Origin of the sequence: Soonwooa buanensis (assembly GCF_900167905.1) — a bacterium.
Lineage (GTDB): Bacteria > Bacteroidota > Bacteroidia > Flavobacteriales > Weeksellaceae > Soonwooa > Soonwooa buanensis.
Window position 1 is genome coordinate 282,083 of the sequence record NZ_FUYZ01000002.1, and the last position, 19,985, is coordinate 302,067.

Annotated in this window: 16 protein-coding genes and 1 tRNA gene; 6 read left to right on the top strand and 11 right to left on the bottom strand. The window is 34.5% G+C overall.

The window, feature by feature from the left end; translation table 11 throughout:
* Positions 1-46 precede the first annotated feature (46 nt).
* The 5 genes from B5X62_RS04475 to B5X62_RS04495 all read right to left on the bottom strand — a co-directional run bounded on the left by B5X62_RS04475 (position 47) and on the right by B5X62_RS04495 (position 4,723).
* Positions 47-637, bottom strand: coding sequence for a Crp/Fnr family transcriptional regulator (locus tag B5X62_RS04475; RefSeq protein WP_079666198.1), 591 nt, complete (start codon positions 635-637; stop codon positions 47-49).
* 110 nt (positions 638-747) lie between these two features.
* Positions 748-1,254: a hypothetical protein gene (locus tag B5X62_RS04480; RefSeq protein ID WP_079666199.1), complete on the bottom strand. Its 507-nt coding sequence runs from the start codon at positions 1,252-1,254 to the stop codon at positions 748-750.
* Positions 1,254-1,625, bottom strand: a complete 372-nt coding sequence (locus B5X62_RS04485) for a hypothetical protein (protein ID WP_144038296.1) — start codon at positions 1,623-1,625, stop codon at positions 1,254-1,256. Before B5X62_RS04485 ends, B5X62_RS04480 begins: the two co-directional genes overlap by 1 nt.
* Before the next feature lie 75 nt (positions 1,626-1,700).
* A complete protein-coding gene (locus tag B5X62_RS04490; RefSeq protein WP_079666201.1) occupies positions 1,701-4,076 on the bottom strand; it encodes a M1 family metallopeptidase in 2,376 nt (791 codons plus the stop codon).
* Between the two features lie 68 nt (positions 4,077-4,144).
* Complete coding sequence (locus B5X62_RS04495) at positions 4,145-4,723, bottom strand: HupE/UreJ family protein (RefSeq protein ID WP_079666202.1); 579 nt, start codon at positions 4,721-4,723, stop codon at positions 4,145-4,147.
* A gap of 98 nt (positions 4,724-4,821) precedes the next feature.
* Here B5X62_RS04495 and B5X62_RS04500 point away from each other — a divergent pair, with 98 nt between their 5' ends.
* Positions 4,822-5,325 carry a DUF6702 family protein gene (locus tag B5X62_RS04500; RefSeq protein ID WP_079666203.1) on the top strand — a complete coding sequence of 168 codons (504 nt, stop codon included), beginning with the start codon at positions 4,822-4,824 and terminating at the stop codon, positions 5,323-5,325.
* Between the two features lie 22 nt (positions 5,326-5,347).
* Here the strand turns inward: B5X62_RS04500 and B5X62_RS04505 are convergent, their stop codons facing one another.
* Both B5X62_RS04505 and fbp read right to left on the bottom strand, forming a co-directional pair.
* Complete coding sequence (locus B5X62_RS04505) at positions 5,348-6,355, bottom strand: o-succinylbenzoate synthase (protein ID WP_079666204.1); 1,008 nt, start codon at positions 6,353-6,355, stop codon at positions 5,348-5,350.
* An 8-nt stretch (positions 6,356-6,363) separates the two neighbouring features.
* Entirely contained in the window at positions 6,364-7,383 is a 1,020-nt protein-coding gene (gene fbp, locus B5X62_RS04510; protein WP_079666205.1) for a class 1 fructose-bisphosphatase, read from the bottom strand.
* Between the two features lie 355 nt (positions 7,384-7,738).
* On the opposite strand from fbp, the gene B5X62_RS04515 reads away from it, so the two are divergent.
* The 3 genes from B5X62_RS04515 to B5X62_RS04525 all read left to right on the top strand — a co-directional run bounded on the left by B5X62_RS04515 (position 7,739) and on the right by B5X62_RS04525 (position 11,003).
* Complete coding sequence (locus B5X62_RS04515) at positions 7,739-8,977, top strand: aspartate kinase (protein WP_079666206.1); 1,239 nt, start codon at positions 7,739-7,741, stop codon at positions 8,975-8,977.
* Between the two features lies 1 nt (position 8,978).
* Positions 8,979-10,823 carry a lysophospholipid acyltransferase family protein gene (locus B5X62_RS04520; protein ID WP_079666207.1) on the top strand — a complete coding sequence of 615 codons (1,845 nt, stop codon included), beginning with the start codon at positions 8,979-8,981 and terminating at the stop codon, positions 10,821-10,823.
* Between the two features lie 107 nt (positions 10,824-10,930).
* Positions 10,931-11,003: transfer RNA gene (locus B5X62_RS04525), tRNA-Phe, on the top strand.
* Between the two features lie 84 nt (positions 11,004-11,087).
* Here the strand turns inward: B5X62_RS04525 and B5X62_RS04530 are convergent.
* Positions 11,088-12,887 (bottom strand): hypothetical protein, encoded by a 1,800-nt coding sequence (locus B5X62_RS04530; protein WP_079666208.1) that lies wholly within the window; start codon positions 12,885-12,887, stop codon positions 11,088-11,090.
* Positions 12,888-13,199: 312 nt separating this feature from the next.
* Here B5X62_RS04530 and B5X62_RS04535 point away from each other — a divergent pair, with 312 nt between their 5' ends.
* Together B5X62_RS04535 and B5X62_RS04540 are read left to right on the top strand one after the other, a co-directional pair.
* Positions 13,200-15,899 carry a M36 family metallopeptidase gene (locus tag B5X62_RS04535; RefSeq protein ID WP_079666209.1) on the top strand — a complete coding sequence of 900 codons (2,700 nt, stop codon included), beginning with the start codon at positions 13,200-13,202 and terminating at the stop codon, positions 15,897-15,899.
* A gap of 54 nt (positions 15,900-15,953) precedes the next feature.
* A complete protein-coding gene (locus tag B5X62_RS04540; RefSeq protein ID WP_159447626.1) occupies positions 15,954-18,152 on the top strand; it encodes a T9SS type A sorting domain-containing protein in 2,199 nt (732 codons plus the stop codon).
* 121 nt (positions 18,153-18,273) lie between these two features.
* On the opposite strand, the gene B5X62_RS04545 is transcribed toward B5X62_RS04540, so the two are convergent.
* From B5X62_RS04545 to B5X62_RS04555, 3 genes are all read right to left on the bottom strand, one after another.
* Positions 18,274-18,579 (bottom strand): DUF493 family protein, encoded by a 306-nt coding sequence (locus B5X62_RS04545; protein ID WP_079666211.1) that lies wholly within the window; start codon positions 18,577-18,579, stop codon positions 18,274-18,276.
* Between the two features lie 72 nt (positions 18,580-18,651).
* Entirely contained in the window at positions 18,652-19,203 is a 552-nt protein-coding gene (locus B5X62_RS04550; protein ID WP_079666212.1) for a ferritin, read from the bottom strand.
* Between the two features lie 22 nt (positions 19,204-19,225).
* The gene (locus B5X62_RS04555) at positions 19,226-19,900 is read right to left on the bottom strand and encodes a DUF4197 family protein (protein ID WP_079666213.1); all 675 of its coding nucleotides are present in this window, start codon (positions 19,898-19,900) and stop codon (positions 19,226-19,228) included.
* Positions 19,901-19,985: the final 85 nt, after the last annotated feature.

The window sequence follows — 19,985 nt, forward strand, 5'->3', positions numbered from 1 at the left end:
AGATAAGCGACAGATTTTTTTTATAATTAACAGATGTTAAGTTGATTTATTTTTTCTTCTGTTTATCATTTCTAATTCGCGAAATTGTAATCGGCGTAACATTAAGGCGCGATGCAATATGTTTTAGTGGGACAATATCCAAAAATCGTGGATAATATTGCGCAATGAGCTGATAGTTAGAAGTCGCATCATTCGCAAACATCATATTCGTGATTTTAAAAACATAAATAAGATATTCCTCAGCAAGAGAAATTCCGAAAAGTGACCATTGGTGGTGCTTAGCATAGAGTTCGACCAAGTCTTCACGCTCGATGTACATAACGTCAGAATCTTCATAAAGTTGAACATTCATTTGGTTAGTTGTACCACGGCGAAAACTTTCCATATCGGTTAAGAAGCTCATTTCGGGCTCTATCCAAAGTGTTTGTTCTTCACCATTTTCTGAGATTCGATAAGCGCGCGAAATCGACTTTTCTGCTATGAAAAGTTCCGAGATAACATCTCCAGAATTAATAAGGTGATCGCCTGCATTTAATTTTATAGTTTTAAACTTTTGTAAACCAGCTTCTAAAACATCGTCGTCGAAGTAAGTTCCGTAGCTTAAAATTTTTTCTTTTAAAAGTTCTTTAAAGCTCATATTTTTCAGGTTGCAAATATAATGCAAAACATATTTTTATTTATGCTTTAAAGAAAAAAATCAACCGAAGTTGGCTGATTTTAAGAATATTTAAAGATAAGGTTTTGTTTTTATGCTCGAGTGTATGTTATACGATCAAATTCGTTCCCAAAGAATTGTAAAACAGTGTTTTCTTTGCTAAATCCGAATTTCGAAATATTGGCAGCAATCTCCAAAAGTGCATCTGGATCATTTTGTGAAGAAAAATTCGAAATTAAATTTCCGTTTCTATCAAAAATCTTCAAGGTGTTGAGTTTTTTGTCATTTACAATCATTGATCCAATTTCTGAAAAGGAAATGTTTTGTTGTTTTTTTCCAGTTTTAATGGAATGAAAATCTTGACTGACTTCAACTTTTAATTTAGGAGAAACAAATGTTAGCAGAATTACAAATGGTCCTAAAATTAGGATGCCAACTAAAAGTCCAGCCGCTTTTGCTCCCAAATTATTGACTCTATCCGCCATCCCATCAATGCCTCCAAAAACAAAATAACAGATGGAAAATACGACAACAAAATATACAATTGCAAAGATGATGGTTTTTGCACCTGGATTTTGTCGAAAATTATAGGTTTTCATTATTCTGTTTTTTTAGCATTTATAAAAAGTTCGTCGATGTCCGAACAGCCGCAACGTTCTTTGAAGATTGGATCGTCTTTTGTGATGCCAACATTAACTCGAATAACTTGTTTGCAATATTCTTCTTGTTTCAAGATATTACCAAAGTAGAATAAAGGAATAAAACATGCGATAAAACCGATAAGTCCTGGAAACGTGAAAAATAAAGTTTTCATCCCAATAATCGTTGACGAAATGACTTTATCTTTGTTTGCACTTTTCATAAGTCTTTTGCAAATGAAAATTGCCCAACCGATAAATATGGCGAGACCTACAATAAATCCTAAATACAAACTAATGTTGTAATAAAGTTCGACTTGGTCGTGTTTCATCTTGATGTTTGTTTTTTCATTTTTAAATATAAAAAAAACCAACCGAAAATCGATTGGTTTGTAGTTAAGTAAGTTTTAATTTTTCTTTCCTGCTGCTTGCATCGGGTTAAGTCTTCCGTTAGAAGCGCCTCGTATCGCAGCTTGTTTTTGTTTGAAAACTTCAAATTTGTTATCGAGATTTAATGCCGAACCACTAGCTGACCAAAAGTTATTAGAAGTATCAATATCTGCGGTCTGTTTAAGAGGATCGAGTTGTACCGATTTTAAAACTTTATCAAAATAATAAGTTTTAGAAACTTTTTGTTCGTTATGTCGCCAGATTTGTGCTGGGATATTATCAGTCAATTTGCTACCATCTTCAAAAGTGAATTCTAAAATAATAGGCATAACTAATCCGCCTTTATTTTCGAAATCTAGTTGATAAGCAGTCAGGTTTTTTAATCGGTTTTTATCTTCTTTAGAAAGAGCCTCGAAGTCGGACTCGTTGGTGGTGTAGTTTTTATTTTGATCAAGTTTTTCTTGTCCTCTTGCGTAACGATAATAGAAATCCTGTAAATCTTTATCTTGGTCTACAGCAAATTTTGTTTTGGCGTCACGCTCTCTCGTTTTCGAAATATCATTAAAATCATCTTCCGCTGGTGGATCGATTTTATAAGTGATTTCTTTACTTTTTGGTTGCGCATCGAGCTGAGGTTTTGCAGTAGTAACTTTGCTTAAAGCAATATCGACCGGATCTGTCCCGAAAAACCAACCTCTCCAAAACCAATCCAAATCTTCGCCACTTGCATCTTCCATTGTTCTGAAAAAATCCGCTGGCTCGGGATGACGAAACGCCCAACGTTTAGCATAAGTTTTAAAAGCTTGATCAAACAAGTCGCGCCCCATAATTGTCTCGCGCAAAATGTTAAGCCCAGTCGCAGGTTTTGCGTAAGCATTTGGCCCAAACTGCGCAATGTTTTCTGAGTTGCTCATGATTGGCTCCAACTGGTCTTTGGGCAACTTCATATAATCAACGATTTTGTCCGCTGGACCACGTCTAGAAGGGAATTTGTTATCCCACTTACTTTCTGTTAAAAACTGAACAAACGTATTAAGACCTTCATCCATCCAACTCCATTGTCTCTCGTCGGAGTTGATAATCATCGGAAAAAAGTTGTGTCCAACTTCATGGATAATAACGCCGATCATTCCATTTTTTGTGGCTTCAGAATAGGTTCCGTCCTTTTCTGTTCGTCCATAATTAAAACAAATCATTGGATATTCCATACCATTCGCGGCTTCTACAGATTGTGCCACTGGATATGGATAAGGAATTGTAAATTCCGAATATGTTTTGATGGTATGCGCTACCGCTTTCGTCGAATATTTTCTGTAAAGTCCGTAAGCTTCTTTACCATAAAGACTCATCGCCATGACGTTATTGTTGTTTTCAGGAATGTTGACATTCATCCCATCCCAAACAAATTTTCGCGAAGACGTCCATGCAAAATCTCTGACATCTTTCGCTTCAAAAATCCAAGTTTTGCGCTCTTTAGATTTTGATTTTTCGGCTTTTTTAGCTTCTTCAAGAGTTACAATTTCGATTGGCTCTTTCGCGGTTTTTGCTTGTTGATATCTAGAATATTGTGCAGATGTTAAAACTTTATCAAAGTTTTTCCCCTCACCAGTTGCGCCAACAACATGATCTGCAGGAACATTGATGTTTACTTTATAATTTCCGAAAACCAAAGCAAATTCGCCTCGCCCTGTGAATTGATGATTCTGCCAACCTTGATGATCGCTGTACACGCAAAGTCTCGGAAACCATTGCGTGATGGTGTATAGATCATTGCCATCTTCTGGGAAAAACTCGTAACCGCCACGACCGCCCATTGCGATTCGGTTAGGGATATTGTAATTCCAATCTATTTTAAAAGTGAATTTTTCTCCTTTTTTTAAAACCTTCGGAAGGTCAATTCTCATCATAGTTTTGTTAACCACATAGTTGAGATTTTTACCAGCCGCATCGGTTACTTTGGTCAAATTAACACCGTAATGATTGTCCTTTTCAGGGAGATTACTAACGTTTAATTTTTCCGTTGTCGTGGTCTTAGGAATTGTTGATGAAAATTGATAGTTCGCATTTTTAACTGTAGATTGTTGGTTTTCATCCAATTGCAACCAAATGTAATCTAGGTTGTCAGGTGAATTGTTAGTATAAGTTACTGTTTGTGAACCACGAAGATTTCTGTTTTCTTCATCTAAATAAGCGCTAATGTCGTAGTCTGCTTGGTTTTGCCAATAACCTTGCCCAGGCGCTCCAGAAGCGGCTCTGTAATAATTGGGCGTCGGAAGAATTGTACCAAGTTGTTCAAATTTATTTCCGTGGTTGCTGCCAGGATTATTTTGAATATTCTGTGCAAATAACGTAACGGACAAGCTTAGTGCTAATGCTGATATTTTGATTTTCATCTTTCTAAAGAAGATTATTTTTAAAATTAATTAAACGAAGTTAAGTAAAACTTAGTGTTTTATCAATATTAAAAAGGAATTCTTTCCAAAGTCATTTGTAACGCTAACGCAAAAACCCCTGATGAAACAAACATAATCCAGTCTTTTTTATTGACTTTAAAAATGTTTAATAATATAAAAAGAATGATTAAAATTGCAAAAACAACGACAATCTGCCCAAGTTCTAAACCAATATTAAAACCTAAAAGCGGCACAAAAATACTTTGCTCTTTTGCCAGCATCATTCGCGCTGTGTTTGCAAATCCCATCCCATGAATTAATCCAAAAAATAAAGCCAAATAATAATTCATTTTCATGAGGCTTTTTTGGTTGTTTCGCATCAAGATATTGTCCAAAGCTGTAATAGCGATAGTCAACGGAATTAAAAACTCAACCCAATTAGACGGTACTTTTAAAAGATTAAAAACACTTAAAGCCAAAGTCACCGAATGTCCAATGGTGAATGCTGTTACCAAGACTAAGATTTTTTTCCAGTCGTTGTAAGAATAGACGGCAACTAAAGCCAAAACGAAGAGTTGATGGTCGAGTGCGTCTAGCGAAATAATGTGCTCCCAGCCGAGATTGAGATAGAATAGAAAGTCTGACATTCTTTAATTTTTAACAAATGCGATAATACAATTTTTAATTAACTTTGAAAAGTTTTTACAATCTAAAAATTGGTTTAATCACTTTTAAATAAAGGCTTTTGAAAAGATTTTTTCTATTATTAATTGTTGTATGTGTGGCGTTTTCTTCGTTTAAAGAAAATTTGCATCCTTATCATGTTGGCTCGGTGGAGTTTAATTATAATCAAAAGACTAAAACTTTTCAGATTTCTGGGAAGTTCTTTTTGGATGATATGGAAAATGCGCTCAATAAAAAATATCCAAAATCTTTGAAATTTCAGGATGCGAAAGGTCGAGAAGCGATTAACGAAGCTTTTAAGAATTATTGCGCCGATTATATGAAACTGAAAGTTAATAATCAGTTCGTAAAAATCAATTATTTAGGATTTGAAGAAGATAGTGAAAGTGTTGATGTTTATTTAGAATCCGATGTTGTTAATCAACCTCAAAAAGTGGAAACTTCGGTAAGTATGTTGTATAATTTGTTTGACGATCAACTCAACATCATCCACATCATTGTTAACGGAACTCGGAAAAGCGAAAAACTCACTTTCCCGAATCGTTATTTGTATCAACAATTTTAAAGTTTGTTTTAACTAAAAAATCTTAGTTTTTAAACCAAAGTTGTTCGCCTTTTAGATCTAAATGTGACGTCGTATTATTGGTGAAAAGTCCACCAGTTCCGAGACCTTGTGGCATCGGATTTTGTTTTGGGTAGGTGTATTGCGCTATCGCATTGAGTCCGATATTGCTTTCTAAAGCTGAGGTAATCCACCAACCGATTTTTTGATTTTCTGCAAGTTCTATCCACTCATCACTGCCAGAAAAACCACCAATTAATGTAGGTTTTAAAATTATGAATTGCGGTTTTATTTCTTTTAATAAATCAACTTTGGATTCGTAATTGAGAATCCCAATTAGTTCTTCATCCAGAGCAATTGGTGTTGGCGTTTCGGCGCAAAGTTTAGCCATCGCTTTCCAGTTACCAGCTTCGATGGGTTGCTCGATAGAATGGATGTCAAGAGTTGCCAATTCTTCGAGAACAGTTTTTGCTTTCTCAGGAGAAAAAGCGCCATTCGCATCCACGCGAAGTTCTAAAACATCTTTCGGAAATTTTTTACGAAGCTCGGCAATCACTTGTTTTTCGTTGCCCCAATCGACACCGATTTTTAGTTTAATACAATGAAAATTTTGAGCAAGCTTTTCCTCGATTTGCTCTTTCATATAATTAACATCGCCCATCCAAATCAGCCCATTAATTTGGATTGAATCTTTTGCTTCTGTAAAATCACTAGGGAAATAAATATTTCCGCCATGTTCAAGATTTAGAAATGCTTGTTCGAGACCAAAAATAATCGATGGATGATTAACCATTTCTTCGCGAAGATGATCTAGTCCGAGATTCACATTTTGACAAGCCCAAGTTAACGCATCTTCATATTCGTCATCGTCGTCAAAGCTTAAACCTTTAAAAAGGTTAGCCTCGCCAACTCCTATTTTGTTGTCTTCTTCAATATAGATGAAGTAGGTCTCTTTAACATTCAAAACGCCGCGAGATGTTCCACTCGGGCGTTTGAAGTTTAATGTATATTTTTCGAAACGTGCTGTTTTCAAAATAATTTTTAATGTTTATCAACTGCTTTTGACATGAATTCCTCAGCTTTAGTCACCATTGCTGCGCTACCTGCAAAGAATGGTACACGTTGGTGAAGTTCTGTAGGCTCGATGTCCAAGATTCTTTTGAAACCGTCGCTTGCCTTACCACCAGCTTGTTCTGCCAACATCGCCATTGGATTACATTCGTAAAGTAGACGGAGTTTTCCTTTTGGAGATTGCGATGTAGAAGGGTAGATGTAGATGCCACCTTTCAACATGTTTCTGTGGAAATCCGATACCAAAGATCCGATGTAACGCGATGTGTAAGGTCTGTCGCCGTCCTCTTCTTGACAATATTTGATGTAATCTTTAACGCCTTGTGGGAATTTTGCGTAGTTACCTTCGTTAATCGAGTAGATTTTTCCGCTAGTTGGGATTTTAACATCTTTATGAGAAAGATAATAAGTTCCGATTGCGGGATCTAGCGTGAAACCATTAACACCGTTACCAGTTGTATAAACGATCATCGTCGATGAACCATAAACGACATAACCTGCAGCAACTTGTTTAGAACCTTTTTGTAAAAAGTCTTTTAGCTCTACTGGATCTCCAGGATTTGTAATTCTTCTATAAATAGAGAAAATTGTCCCAACAGAAACGTTAACGTCGATGTTAGAAGAACCATCCAAAGGATCGATTAATACAACATATTTGCTAAGGTGTGCATTGCCTTTGCAAGAGATTTCGATGAAGTCATCATTCTCTTCCGATGCAATTCCGCAGACTACTTCTCTTTGAGAAAGCGCCGTGATAAAGATTTCGTTAGCGAGAACGTCCAACTTTTGTTGTTGTTCGCCTTGTATGTTTTCGTTGCCTGCAATCCCGATAATATCGGCGATACCAGCTTTGTTAACTTCGCGGTTTACCAATTTGGAAGCCATACGAATACAACTTAATAATCGAGATAATTCTCCAGAAGAATATCTAAAATCGTCCTGTTTCTCGATGATAAATTCGCCTAGGGTTTGTAAAGGTTCTTTACTCATTTTAATTTTTATTAGAAAATTGACCAAATTTAATAGATTTTTTTTGATAAATCTAAAGTCTTAGAAAGTTAAGGAAAAATATGGATTTTATTGTTTTTATTTTAATGAAAATTTAATTTTATTAAAGATAATTTCGGAAATTAAATTGTTTTTTAGCATTGTAGATTTTATTGATTATCTTTTGTGTTTACAATCTTAACCATAATTGAGGATTAGACTTCAGTTTTAAAAGAAGAAGTTGTTAAACTTGATTTTTGTCTTAATCTTAATATTTGTTAACAAGTCTATTTCGTAAATCAGTCATTATTAATAATTTTGGAGATTGTAATAAAAAATAAAGGATAAACTAAGTAAAGTGAAAGTATTCAAATTCGGTGGTGCGTCTGTGAAAGATGCGGAAAGTGTGAAAAATGTAGCCTTGGTGTTAGAGAATCAAGGTTTTAAAAACTGTCTAATGGTCGTTTCGGCGATGGGTAAAACGACTAACGCTTTAGAAAAAGTGGTCGCAAATTACTTCGCGAAGGTCGACTATCAACAAGAAATTGAAAATATTAAACAGTTCCATATCGATATTGCAAAAGGACTTTTTCAAGAAAAACATCCTGTATTTGCAGAAATTAATTTGTTTTTTGACGATATCGATTCATTTTTGAGACGTAATAAATCTCCGAATTATAACTTCGTGTACGACCAAGTTGTAAGTTGTGGCGAGATGATTTCTTCCAAAATCGTTAGCGAATTTTTGAACGAATCTCAGTTTGAAAATAATTGGCTTGACGCGCGCGACTACATCAAAACGGATAATACATATCGCGAAGGTGTTGTTAACTGGATAGAAACCGAAGAAAATATCCAAAAACTTAGCAAAGAAAAAAACTATGTAACGCAAGGTTTTATCGCTTCGGACGAACATAATTTTACGGTGACTTTGGGTCGAGAAGGTTCCGATTATACCGCTGCGATTTTTGCTTTTGGATTTGATGCTTCCGAAATGACGATTTGGAAGGACGTTCCGGGTGTTATGACGGGAGATCCACGTATTTTTGAAAATGTAGAATTGTTGGATAGCATTTCTTACGAAGAAGCCATTGAAATGGCTTATTACGGCGCGTCGGTTATTCACCCGAAGACTTTGCAACCGCTTAAGCAGAAGAATATTCCATTTTTTGTAAAATCATTTATTGATCCATCGAAAGCAGGAACTAAAGTTGGAAATGCGAGTGATAATCAATATTTGGAGTCGTATATTCTTAAAAAAGAACAATATTATTTGACAGTAGATACACGAGATTTTTCTTTTATTGCAGAAAACCACATGAAAGAAATTTTTTCGCTACTTTTAAAATATAATATCAAAGTATCGTTGATGCAAAATTCTGCGATTTCGTTAGAGTTATGTTTGGAGGATAAATTCGGTCACATCGATGAGTTTGTACAAGATTTGCAAAACGGATTTAGTACAAATTTATTAAAAGATGTGTCTTTATTTACGGTGAGAAATGCTAAAATTGACGAACTAGATAAGTTTTATAAAGATAAAAAAGTGCTATTGGAACAGTTATCCAAGAATACTTTACAAATGGTAATTCAATAACATGAGTTTAATTTCTAAAGAAGATTTAATAAAGGCAGCAGGTCTTAACAAATTCGGATTTTTAAAGAATCCAATCGCTTCTTCTGTACTTCGTTTAACCAAGATTAATGAAGTTAATGCGCTTTACGACAAATTAAAAGACAAAGAAGGCGAAGATTTTTTCAATGGATTTGTGAAAGAACTTGACTTAAAATATGTAGTCTTCGAAGAAGATTTAGCAAAAATTCCGAAAACGGGACCATTTATTTTGGTTTCTAATCATCCACTTGGCGCGATAGATGGCGTATTGATGTGTAAAATCTTGTCAAGCGTTCGCCCTGATTTCAAAGTGATGGGCAATTTTCTTTTAGAAAAGATAAAACCGATGGCGCCTTATGTTATTGCGGTTAATCCTTTCGAAGGACGCAAAGAAGCTTACAGCAGCAGTTCTGGTATGCGCGAAACTCTAAAGCATTTGCAAGAAGGTGGTTGTATCGGGATTTTCCCAGCGGGAGAAGTTTCTAATAAAAATAACGAGTACAACGAGGTGATGGACAAAGTTTGGGAAACACCAGCTTTAAAACTGATTAAAAAAGCGAAAGTCCCCGTTGTGCCGATGTATTTCCATGCTCGTAATAGCCGAATGTTTTATAATTTGGCGAAGCTTCACCCAGATTTGCAAACGATGTTACTGCCATCAGAAATGATGAAAAAAAGGGACAATCCAATTAGAATAAGAATTGGGAAACCTATTTCTGTAAAGCAAATGGACGAGGAAGAAAACATCGAAGAATTGGGTGATTTCTTAAAAAAGAAAGTCTACATGCTGAAGTCTTATTATGACAAAAGAAAAAGCATTGCTGAGACTTTGATGATCCCAAATTTGTCGATTAAACTTCCGTTGACAAAGCAGCAAAATATTGTTCAGAATATTATCGATGAAACGCCTGAGGAAGATATTTTAGCTGAAATAGAATTATTAAAAAAAGACGATAAAAAGCATTTGTTTTCGTATAGTGATTACGATATGTTTTTTACAAAATATGAGGAAATCCCCAATATCATGCGTGAGATCGGGCGTCAGCGTGAGTTGACTTTCCGAAAAATAGGAGAGGGAACGAATCTTCCTTTTGACTTGGACGAATATGATAAACATTATCACCATTTGTTTTTGTGGGATAATGCCAACAAAAAATTAGTTGGAGCTTATCGTATGGCTTTGGGTGTTGAAGTGATGAAAAAGTACGGTATAGACGGCTTCTACACAAGTTCTTTATTTGAGTATGACCAAGAGTTGCAGCCTTTCTTCCGTAAAGTTATCGAAATGGGACGCGCATATATCTCTTCGGAATATCAGCAAAAACCGTTTCCGTTGTTCTTGCTTTGGAGAGGAATTGTACATGTATGTTTGAGAAATCCTGAGCATAAATTTTTGATGGGCGGCGTAAGTATCAGTAATAAGTTTTCGGAGTTTTCGAAATCTTTGATGATTGAGTTTATGCGTTCGCATTATTTCGACTCTGCAGTAGCGCAATATGTTCATCCTAAAAATGATTATAAAGTAATCCTTAGAGAGCGCGATAAGGCTTTGTTTTTTGAAGATATGGATTCTGACCTTAATAAGTTGGATAAAATTATAGATGATTTAGAGCCTGAGCTTCGTTTACCTGTTTTAATTAAAAAATATATCAAGCAGAATGCAAAAGTTATCGCTTTTAATGTTGATCCTAACTTTAATGATGCGATCGATGGTTTGATGTATATTAGAATTAGTGAACTTCCAGAAGATACTATTCGACCAGTTTTAGAAGAAATGAGTGCTTTTCTAAAAAGTGAAACTGAAAAAAAATCGCCTGATAATCAGTAATGTCGGTGTTTTCAGTAAAAAAAGTTTAAAAAAGACTTGCGCCGTATAGTAAAACATTATACCTTTGCACCACTGAAAACAACGAAACAGTTGCTCTTAGTAAAAAAGGTTTCTTAGCTCAGTTGGTAGAGCAATGGATTGAAAATCCATGTGTCCCTGGTTCGATTCCTGGAGAAACCACAAAACCACCTCAAACGAGGTGGTTTTTTGTTTTATGTATGTTTTTGGGGATTTTGTTTTTTACTTTTTTTCAAGAAGCGATGATTAAACCAAATCCTGTAAAAACAATTGCAGGTCTTGCGTCTTGTCTAGACCAAGCTTTTGCTTAAGACGATATTTAGTCACCCGAACTGTCTGCGGATCGACTTTTAATATGTGTGAAATCTTTTGGTTGTCCATATTGATATAGATGTAGGCTGCATATTTTTGATCAAGATTCGTAAGTTTGGTTTTCGAAATACTGTTTAGCTTTTTAAAAAAGTTTGGATGAACTTCTTGGACAACATCTTTTATTTCTGCAAAATCATTTTCTGTGATTCTTTCATCACGTAATATACGATCGAGATTAACGTCGTTGTTTTTTAGTTTTTCTTTTATTTCTTTAATAAAGGTGTTTTTGTGATTTAACTGCAACGAAACTGCTAATGCTTGCTTCTGTAGCTGCTCTTGTTGTAAAGAGAGAAGGTCTTGTTCTGTTTTTAACCTTATTTTTTCTTCTTTTTCTAGTTTAAGAACCAATTCCGATTCCTTTATTTCGGCTTGGAGTATATTTGTTTTTTGTTTGTTTAATTTTTGTTTGTATCGGAAAGTATAGATCATAAATACTAAACCTATTAATGCGAAAATCAACATTCCTAAAAACATAAACTTCAAAATATTGCTAGATTTATTAGCAGCTTGCAACTGGTTGATTTGTTGCTTTTTTTGTTCGACCTCATAATAGGCTTCAATTAGTTTTTTTCTGTTGTTATTGAGTTTTTCTGCCGATGTTTTTGTAAATTTTAACTCATCCTCGCTGTATTCTAATGCTTTACTGAAGTTGTTTTCGCTTTTATAAATATTTTTAAGCGAACTGGCAAGTAGTATCTTAATATTATCTTTTTTATTGAATTTTTTATTAACGGCAATATTATATGCTTTTTCTAAATACATTTTTTCACACGATTTGTCTTGGCAAAGCTCCGAGTAAGTTGTGTAGCATATCATTAGAAGTTCGCCTATTTTTATTTGGTTTGCAATCTGCATCGCTTTAGACAAATAGTTTTCGGCTATTATGCGTCTTTTCTCCTTACTATAGTTTTTATATGGAAACTGATTTATGATGGATGCATAATTATTATAAGTTGTTGCTTTCGCTTGTTCTGAGTATTGTAGTATTGGCTTGTAATTAACGAGATTTAGTGATTTTTCACCATATTCAAATGCTTTGTCCAGATCGGCTTGTTGTTTTGTCTTATTGTAAGCGGATAGATACATGACCATAACATCCGTATAAGTTGCGTTAATGTCGAAGTCAAGTTTTGTTTTTTCTATATAATACAATTGTTTTAGAACATAGCTTTTGTATTCTTCATTGTATTCTCCCTGTCTGTTGTATGATAGTGTTATAATTCTATATAATTCGCTTTTTAGATAATTATCAGTAGTAGTTTTTTCTAGTGTTTTTAAGCCTTCGTTAGCAAAGTAAATTGTTTTTTCATATAAATTATTGATGAGATATATTCGTCCGAAACAATAGCTTGCGTAGGCGTCATCTAGTTTGTCTGGTGTTTGTACGGCAATTTTCTTTATAAGATTGGCATATTCTAATGCTTTGTCAAAATTGTTGTCATACAAGTAAAGCATAACAAAATTGCTATACAATTTTACTTGATAGAGTTGATCAGTCGGATATGCTTCAAGTTCTTTGTTTATTGCTTTTTGGGCTTCTTCGAACTTGTTGTCAACAATCAGTATTCTTGTTTTTTCTAAAAATTCATCTTTCTTATCGAGTTGTCCAAATATTTGCGAACTGCATAATATTAGAAAGAGTGTTATTAAGGTTGAAGCTATATTTTTAATCATGTTTTGTGTGGTCTTAGGATTGCGTTCTGGTTTTATTTTTTTTCTTAAATTTTCACAAACCTGACATTAGTCATGTTTTTGTGAGGCTGATACTTTTTTTATTTTATAGTTTGACTTGTTTCAATTGTATACAGTGTATGTACTTGTTGTATATGGTGTTTTGGTTTTGTGTGTGCTAAAGTATTGATTATTATACATATATTACAATATGTAGGCGTATACAATTCGTAGACAAAGACTAATTGTATATAAGGTAAACGGTATTGAGGTTGTATTAATGTTAATTTTAGATCAAATAATTGTAAGATTAAAATGAGAAAGAATTACATACTACTTTTAGCATTAGTAGCAAGTGGTCTACATGCCCAGTCTTCTGTACAGGTTGTAGATAGTTATTTGAAAAATCAAACTGTCGATGTTAATAATAAGAAAGCATCAAGTCAGTTTTCAAATCTTGAATATGCGGTCGTTAACGAAAACGTAATTGGAGATAATGTTGCAGATTATGTCAAGATCCAACAAGTTGTTAATAATATACCTGTGTATCAAAGCTTCGGTACTTTTCAAGTTAAAGACAAGAAAGTGCTTAGTTTTAATAATAACTTTAAGTTAGATAATGCAAATAGTCCCAAAGCAGGTCTCACTGCGAAACAGGCTATGGAAAAATATGCAGGAAAAGTTGCGAAGAAACTTGTAGTTGTTAAAGATCTTGAAAATTATAAGCATTATTCACAAACAAGTAAGTCGGATAATAATAGCATTCTTTTCGCTGATAAAGATGAACTTCTTAATTATTATCAATCCGAAAATGGTTTAAAATTAGCATGGATAATGCTTGCGGCGATGCCAGATGTTAATAGCAAAGCCGAAAAAATTCCATTATATGAAGTTGTTATTGATGCAAATACTGGTGACTTATTGTCAAGAGCATCTGTTGTTAGTGACTGTAGTTTCGATGCGGTAGCAAGAAAAAATAATACAGTTATTAAAAACAATCCCGAAGATTATAAATGGATTTATGATGGTTATAAAGAGTCTAGTGTTGCTTCAAATTCGGGGACATATAGAGTAATTCCTGCAAATTATGAAAGTCCCTTAAAACATAGTTTTGAGTTGGTTACCAATGCTGATGATCCTGTTGCATCGAAGGAAGGTTGGCATAAGTTATTAAACGTACCTAGAAGTGCTCAGGCACCTATGCCATTAACAGCTTATCATACTGTTGGTAATAATGCTCGCGTGAGCTCGGATACAGATGGTACTGCTAGTGATTTGATTATTGGAAGTAACGGTTTATTAGCTGACCTTGCTTTAGGTCAATTAAAAGAAGAAGCATATGGGGGAGAGAATTTGTTGTTTGATTTTCCAAATCCTGGAGCGTCGATTAATTATAATCCAGTAGCTTATGCCAATGCTTCTACAACGCAAATGTTTTATTCCATTAATTCGATACATGACATTTTACACTATCATGGTTTTAATCCTAAAGCAGGAAGTTTTCAAGCTAATAGCGGCGAAGGATTTCATACAACGGGGATAACTGTTGCGGGGCTTGGAGAGGAGCATAGAACCATAAATAATGCATTTATGATTTATAATATTAGACTTTTTAAGGCGCCAATTACTTGTTTTTTCACTTTTGAAACAACGAAGGAAGGTGCTGGTGTGTTTGATATTAATACTGGAATATATCAAGGTACATATCACGGATCTTATGGTAATAATTCGGCTTATAATTATGGAGTTGATCCTGTAGTTACCGGTGATATAGCGTTATTGGATGATGGTACTGGTGCTAATGTACACGATGGTTGCGAACCAGTAATTAACGGAGCCGCTTTACAAGATAAAATTGTTTTAATTGATAGAGGAAACTGTCTTTTCAATGATAAAATTGTTAATGTTTTACCTTATCATCCTAAAGGTATTGTTTTCCTCAATAATTCAACAAATCCTCTTCCACTTAGTATAGCAGTTGAAGGTACTGGAGACAATAGTAATTTGAATTTTCCAGCGGTCGCTATCGAGCTCGATATAGCGAATAAGTTAAAACAATCTATAGTAGACGGAACGGCTCCACAAGTTACATTACCGTCTGAAGAATTTGGAATTAACAAAAGAGATAGTGGTTTTGATAGTCAAGTTATCTTACACGAGTACACACATGCTGTATCTGGACGTATAACTGGTAGTGCTATGGGAGGCGAAGAAGGTATGAATGAGGGTTGGAGCGATTATGTTGCACTTAACCTAACACAACAAGCTAACCAAGTAGACACAGATCAAATTGATATGGGTAGCTACGCTTTCGGTGGCGGCGGTCTACGTGTGAAGCCTTATACAACCGATATGAGTGTTAATCCTCATACTTACGACTACCTTAAAGTTATTGGCCCTGGTGAAAATCTAGAGCATCCTACAGGTTATTTATGGGCAGTTATGCTTTGGGAAATGCATTGGAAGTTTGTTAACAAATATGGTTTTAATCCTGATCATAAATCTAACCAAGGTGGTAACAATATGGCTTTAGATCTTGTTTTGCAAGGACAAAAAATGCAAGTTCCTAATCCTGGTTTTGTGGAAGGACGTGATGCAATTTTACAAGCCGATCAAGCTATGTTTAATGGTGATAACAAATGTATCATTTGGGAAGCTTTTGCAAAAAGAGGTTTAGGTTTTAGTGCTAAACAAGGCACATCTGCTTCCAGAATTGATGGTACAGAAGCTTTTGATCTTCCAGAGGACTGTAAAGTTCTTTCTTCGAATGAAGTTAATACATCTAATATCAGTATTTATCCTAACCCAGCTAAAGATGTAGTCTATGTAATGACTAATGAAAATGTTCTAAAAGCTGAAATATTTGATATGCTTGGTAATCTAGTTTCTTCACAGACTATTAACGCTTCATTGCAAAAAAGAAGTGTAGATACTTCCAACCTAACAAAAGGTGTTTACATCTTAAAATTACATTCGACCGAAGGCGTTGTAACTAAAAAAATTATCAAAAACTAATCATTATATATTATGAAAAAATCTCTAATCATTTTTTGTTTGTTTTTATCAGCAATGTCATTATTTGCAAATAAAACAAACAACAATCCGAAAAAGGCCAAACCTATAGCAAACTATTGTACACCAAACGTTAGCGATCCCGAAGCCTTGACTTGGGTTTCGATCGGTACCATTAACAATAGAACAGCCGCAACATCGGCTGTAGGATATGAAGATTTTACAAGTATGAGTACAGATCTAGGTCGTTATAAAACATACGAAATTAAGCTTCAAGGTAATACCGAAGGTAACTATAAGGCTAGTTTTACAGTTTTTATCGATTTTAATCATGATGGCATTTTGGGCCCCCAAAGATATGATGATCTAGAAGGGAAAAAAGAACGTTTTGAAATTGGGACAATTACAAACTCAACAGGAACTGATGATAAAATTCTGACAGCAACAATAACTATTCCTGGTAGTGCACTAGAGGGTGTTACAAGGATGAGAGTTATGAAAAGACAAACTACAGCAACACCTGTTGTTTATGCGACCTCTGGTTGTGATCTTGGTAATACTTATGGGCAAGTGGAAGACTACACTATTAATATCATTAATCCGCAAGGTTGTGACTCTGCTGTTAATGGTTCTAATTTAACCAATGCTTTTGTACCTAAAAATGTTAATGATTATCAAACGATTACAACTTCAGCAAAAACTGGTGCCTATACAGATGTTTTTGTTATGGAAGGCGTGACTTACGATTTTAAAATTAGTAAAACAGGTGTGTTTTCAACTATTAAAGATGCGAGTACAGGATCTACTTATCGTACTGCAACAGAACAAGATTTTTCTTGGTTATCATCAGTAACGGGTTATATAAGATGGTACACGCATGCGGGTGAAGATTGTTCTGCCGATAGTTCTACTTTTACCGAAAGTGTAAAGCCAAGTTTACAAACTAATCCACTTGATATTGATTGCGCTACAGGTATACCAGCTATCAAGGGTTTCTTTAACCTCGAAAATGCTGGATCAAATGCTCAAGAACTAGCTTTTGACATTCAGATGTTACAAGGTAAAACTTCTACTATTAAAGGTATTAACCTTACTATGGCTGACACTACAGGTAGTATTAATTTTGAAGAATTGAATGATCAAAATGGATTACCAGGTTCTTTAATTTCAACAATTAATGGTACAGTAGAAAGTAAAACTTTGGCTTATGTACGTGACGGTAAGTCTTTCTATAATTATAAAATTATTTTTGACAAACCAGTTATTGCAGATATTACTTTAGGAACAAGAAAATGGCTGAAATTAATAACAGATGCAGCTTACGTAGAGGTTAATCCAATTTTCCAAAACGATAAGAAGATTGCTTACAAAAATACTGTTACCACAGACTGGCAAATTAACAATGATTTTGAGCTTGTGTACCAATTAATTGCACAATGTCAGCAGGATATGTGTACGCAGGTTGTTTTATCAGGAGATGATCCTACAGATGGTGCTCTTACAGGAGATATGTTAGCGTTTTCACTAGGCTTAATAACACAATCTTTAGATATCATTGTTGAACCTAATAAACAATTAAAAGTAAATGGTATAGAACTTGGTTTAACCTTGCTAGGCACGAGCGCAGATCTAAACACTCCTCGAGTTTTAGATTTGAATCTAAGATCACATGACGCAACTTTACAAGAACCTAGCAACATTTTAAAAGCAAAATTACCTTATACTTTTACAAGAGAGTTAGTCGAAGAAATACCATTAGATGAAACCTCTTCATTCTATATATTTAAAGTTAAAGTATTATTTGACGAAACATTAGTTTTGGATGGAAGCCAATCCACAACTTATTGGTTAGAGTTAGCAACAAATTACTATGCAACAATGGCTAGTGCCGAAATAAGTAGTTACATAGGTATGCCTGCTTTCACAAGATATATGGATGCTGTTTGGGTAAAACAAGATTTTGAAGTCGCTTATAATTTATTAACAGACTGTTCTACATTAGAAACACAAAACCCTATAAAGCAAGAGAAAACAAAGGTGTATCCAGTGCCTTTTGTTAATACTTTGACAGTTAACTCTGCAACACAGATTAGAACTATTGAAATTTTCAACTTAGCTGGTGCTAAAACTTTACAAAAAGAAGTTAATCAGTCGAAAATTGATTTAGAACTTAGTACACTTCCTGTTGGTATTTACGTTGTTAAAATAACAGATGTTAACGGAAAAGTAGATGTACAAAAAGTAATTAAAAAGTAGTAATTTCTGCGAAAGTAATTGTTTGGGAGGACCGACTCGAAAGAGCGGTCTTCTCTTTTATTAAAGTTTAAAACAAAAACCTCTAGGATTTCTAGAGGTTTTTTATTTTTTGCTATTGTTATTAAAGCATGACAACGCCTTCAATTTCTGCAACTTTTTTGTAAATATCGATAACTTGGTCAGCATCTAACACAAAACATTGTATTGTACATGCAGTGTATTTACCATTTTTACTATCTCTACTGGTGAAAGTGTGTTGAAGTCCGTCGAATACCTTCATGATTTCTGTAATCTTTCCAGAGTCGCTTGGTACGATAAATTTGTATAAATATTCTTCTGGAAAATTGTGATGTTCGGTCAATTTTTCATGAAGCGATTTATAAAATTCTTCTGGATTTTTATGATCACTATTAATAATTTCTGCCATAATTTTAGGTTTAAAAAAAGTTTCCGAAACAGTTCGGAAACTCAAAGGTAATGATATTTTATTTTTATTCCGCTATGGATTGTCAGCCGTTGCTTCTTGCGGTAGCGGTTCATCGTCTGGCGTTTGTGCCAGGGTTTTATCCAAGTTGAAAAGTGACTCGTCGGTTGCTTTATCACCACCAGCGATTTTCAATTTGTCGATAAGTCCAAGTGCTAATTTTTCTTCTTCAATTTGTTCTTTTACAAACCATTGCATAAAATTCCAAGTGGCCCAATCTTTTTCTTCAAAGGCTAAATCTACCAATTTGTAGATTGCAGAGGTGTTGTCTACTTCGCTTTCAAAGACTTTATTAAAACAATCGGTAAGTGTTTTTGGATTAGCAGGTGGCGCTGCAATAGCTTCAACTTTAGGTTTTCCACCACGATCCAAAATATACCTCATAAATTTTATCATATGATTGCGTTCTTCTTGCGAATGTCGGTATAAGAAATTCGCAATTCCAGCATAACCTTCCGTATCAGCCCAAACCCCAAGTGACAAAAATATCTGCGACGCATGCGCTTCCTTTGTCATCTGTTTGATAAGAGCTTCTTGCATTTTTTTTGATAATCTGTTGGTGTTCATAATAACTGTGTTTGGTTAATATTTATTTTTTCAATGCATTGGTTAATACATCTGTGTTTTGTTTTTCATAATTTGTAATAAGTGCAAACATACCATTTACAAGTTGCTGAGAAGCCAAATTGCTCAACATACTTGCGCTAGTGCTGTTATTGTTTTGACCTAATAAACTTCCCAAAATATTGTTGCCTTTTAATGCTGTATTAATGGTTTTTACGATTCCAAATTCATTTAATTTTTTATCAACTTCTGGCGCCAAAGCAGCAACCAATTGAGATTCTGTTTTTTCGCGAAGAATTTGCGATGCAATACCAGATCCACCTTGGGCAATTCTAGCAGCATCATCAGTCGTTAAGCTGTTAACACCATTTATTAAAATAGGTTCTGCAAATTTTGATGTAAAAGCCGCTGCTTCGGCGATGTATTCTTTTTCTTTGTTAACTAAATTCGAAAGGCCAAGACTTGTTAAAGTTGAATTGATACTTCGTAGTTGTGAGGGCATCGCTTGGTCAATTAAACTATTCGACATAAAAGCTTCTTTGTTTTGAAATGTCGAAACGCCACTTGTAATACCGCCAATTAGTATTTTTTTAATAATTGAAAGTCCAATACTAGAGGTTGCTAAAGCGACACAAGAGTGGGATACTCCCGCTACTGCCACTGTTGCTATTGTTGCTGTGATTATAAATCTTGGTCTCATGTTCTATTTTAAATTTTGTTTGTTTTTAAGTTTCAAAAATTAAGCCATCTGTTTTTTTAACAATTGACTTTGCTAGCTTTTTTAT

Excerpts from the sequence above, each read along its gene's own strand:
- B5X62_RS04475 (WP_079666198.1), bottom strand. The coding sequence starts at position 637 with ATGAGCTTTAAAGAACTTTTAAAAGAAAAAATTTTAAGCTACGGAACT.
- B5X62_RS04480 (WP_079666199.1), bottom strand. The coding sequence starts at position 1,254 with ATGAAAACCTATAATTTTCGACAAAATCCAGGTGCAAAAACCATCATC.
- B5X62_RS04485 (WP_144038296.1), bottom strand. The coding sequence starts at position 1,625 with ATGAAACACGACCAAGTCGAACTTTATTACAACATTAGTTTGTATTTA.
- B5X62_RS04490 (WP_079666201.1), bottom strand. The coding sequence starts at position 4,076 with ATGAAAATCAAAATATCAGCATTAGCACTAAGCTTGTCCGTTACGTTA.
- B5X62_RS04495 (WP_079666202.1), bottom strand. The coding sequence starts at position 4,723 with ATGTCAGACTTTCTATTCTATCTCAATCTCGGCTGGGAGCACATTATT.
- fbp (WP_079666205.1), bottom strand. The coding sequence starts at position 7,383 with ATGAGTAAAGAACCTTTACAAACCCTAGGCGAATTTATCATCGAGAAA.
- B5X62_RS04520 (WP_079666207.1), top strand. The coding sequence starts at position 8,979 with ATGAGTTTAATTTCTAAAGAAGATTTAATAAAGGCAGCAGGTCTTAAC.
- B5X62_RS04530 (WP_079666208.1), bottom strand. The coding sequence starts at position 12,887 with ATGATTAAAAATATAGCTTCAACCTTAATAACACTCTTTCTAATATTA.
- B5X62_RS04535 (WP_079666209.1), top strand. The coding sequence starts at position 13,200 with ATGAGAAAGAATTACATACTACTTTTAGCATTAGTAGCAAGTGGTCTA.
- B5X62_RS04540 (WP_159447626.1), top strand. The coding sequence starts at position 15,954 with ATGTCATTATTTGCAAATAAAACAAACAACAATCCGAAAAAGGCCAAA.
- B5X62_RS04545 (WP_079666211.1), bottom strand. The coding sequence starts at position 18,579 with ATGGCAGAAATTATTAATAGTGATCATAAAAATCCAGAAGAATTTTAT.
- B5X62_RS04550 (WP_079666212.1), bottom strand. The coding sequence starts at position 19,203 with ATGAACACCAACAGATTATCAAAAAAAATGCAAGAAGCTCTTATCAAA.
- B5X62_RS04555 (WP_079666213.1), bottom strand. The coding sequence starts at position 19,900 with ATGAGACCAAGATTTATAATCACAGCAACAATAGCAACAGTGGCAGTA.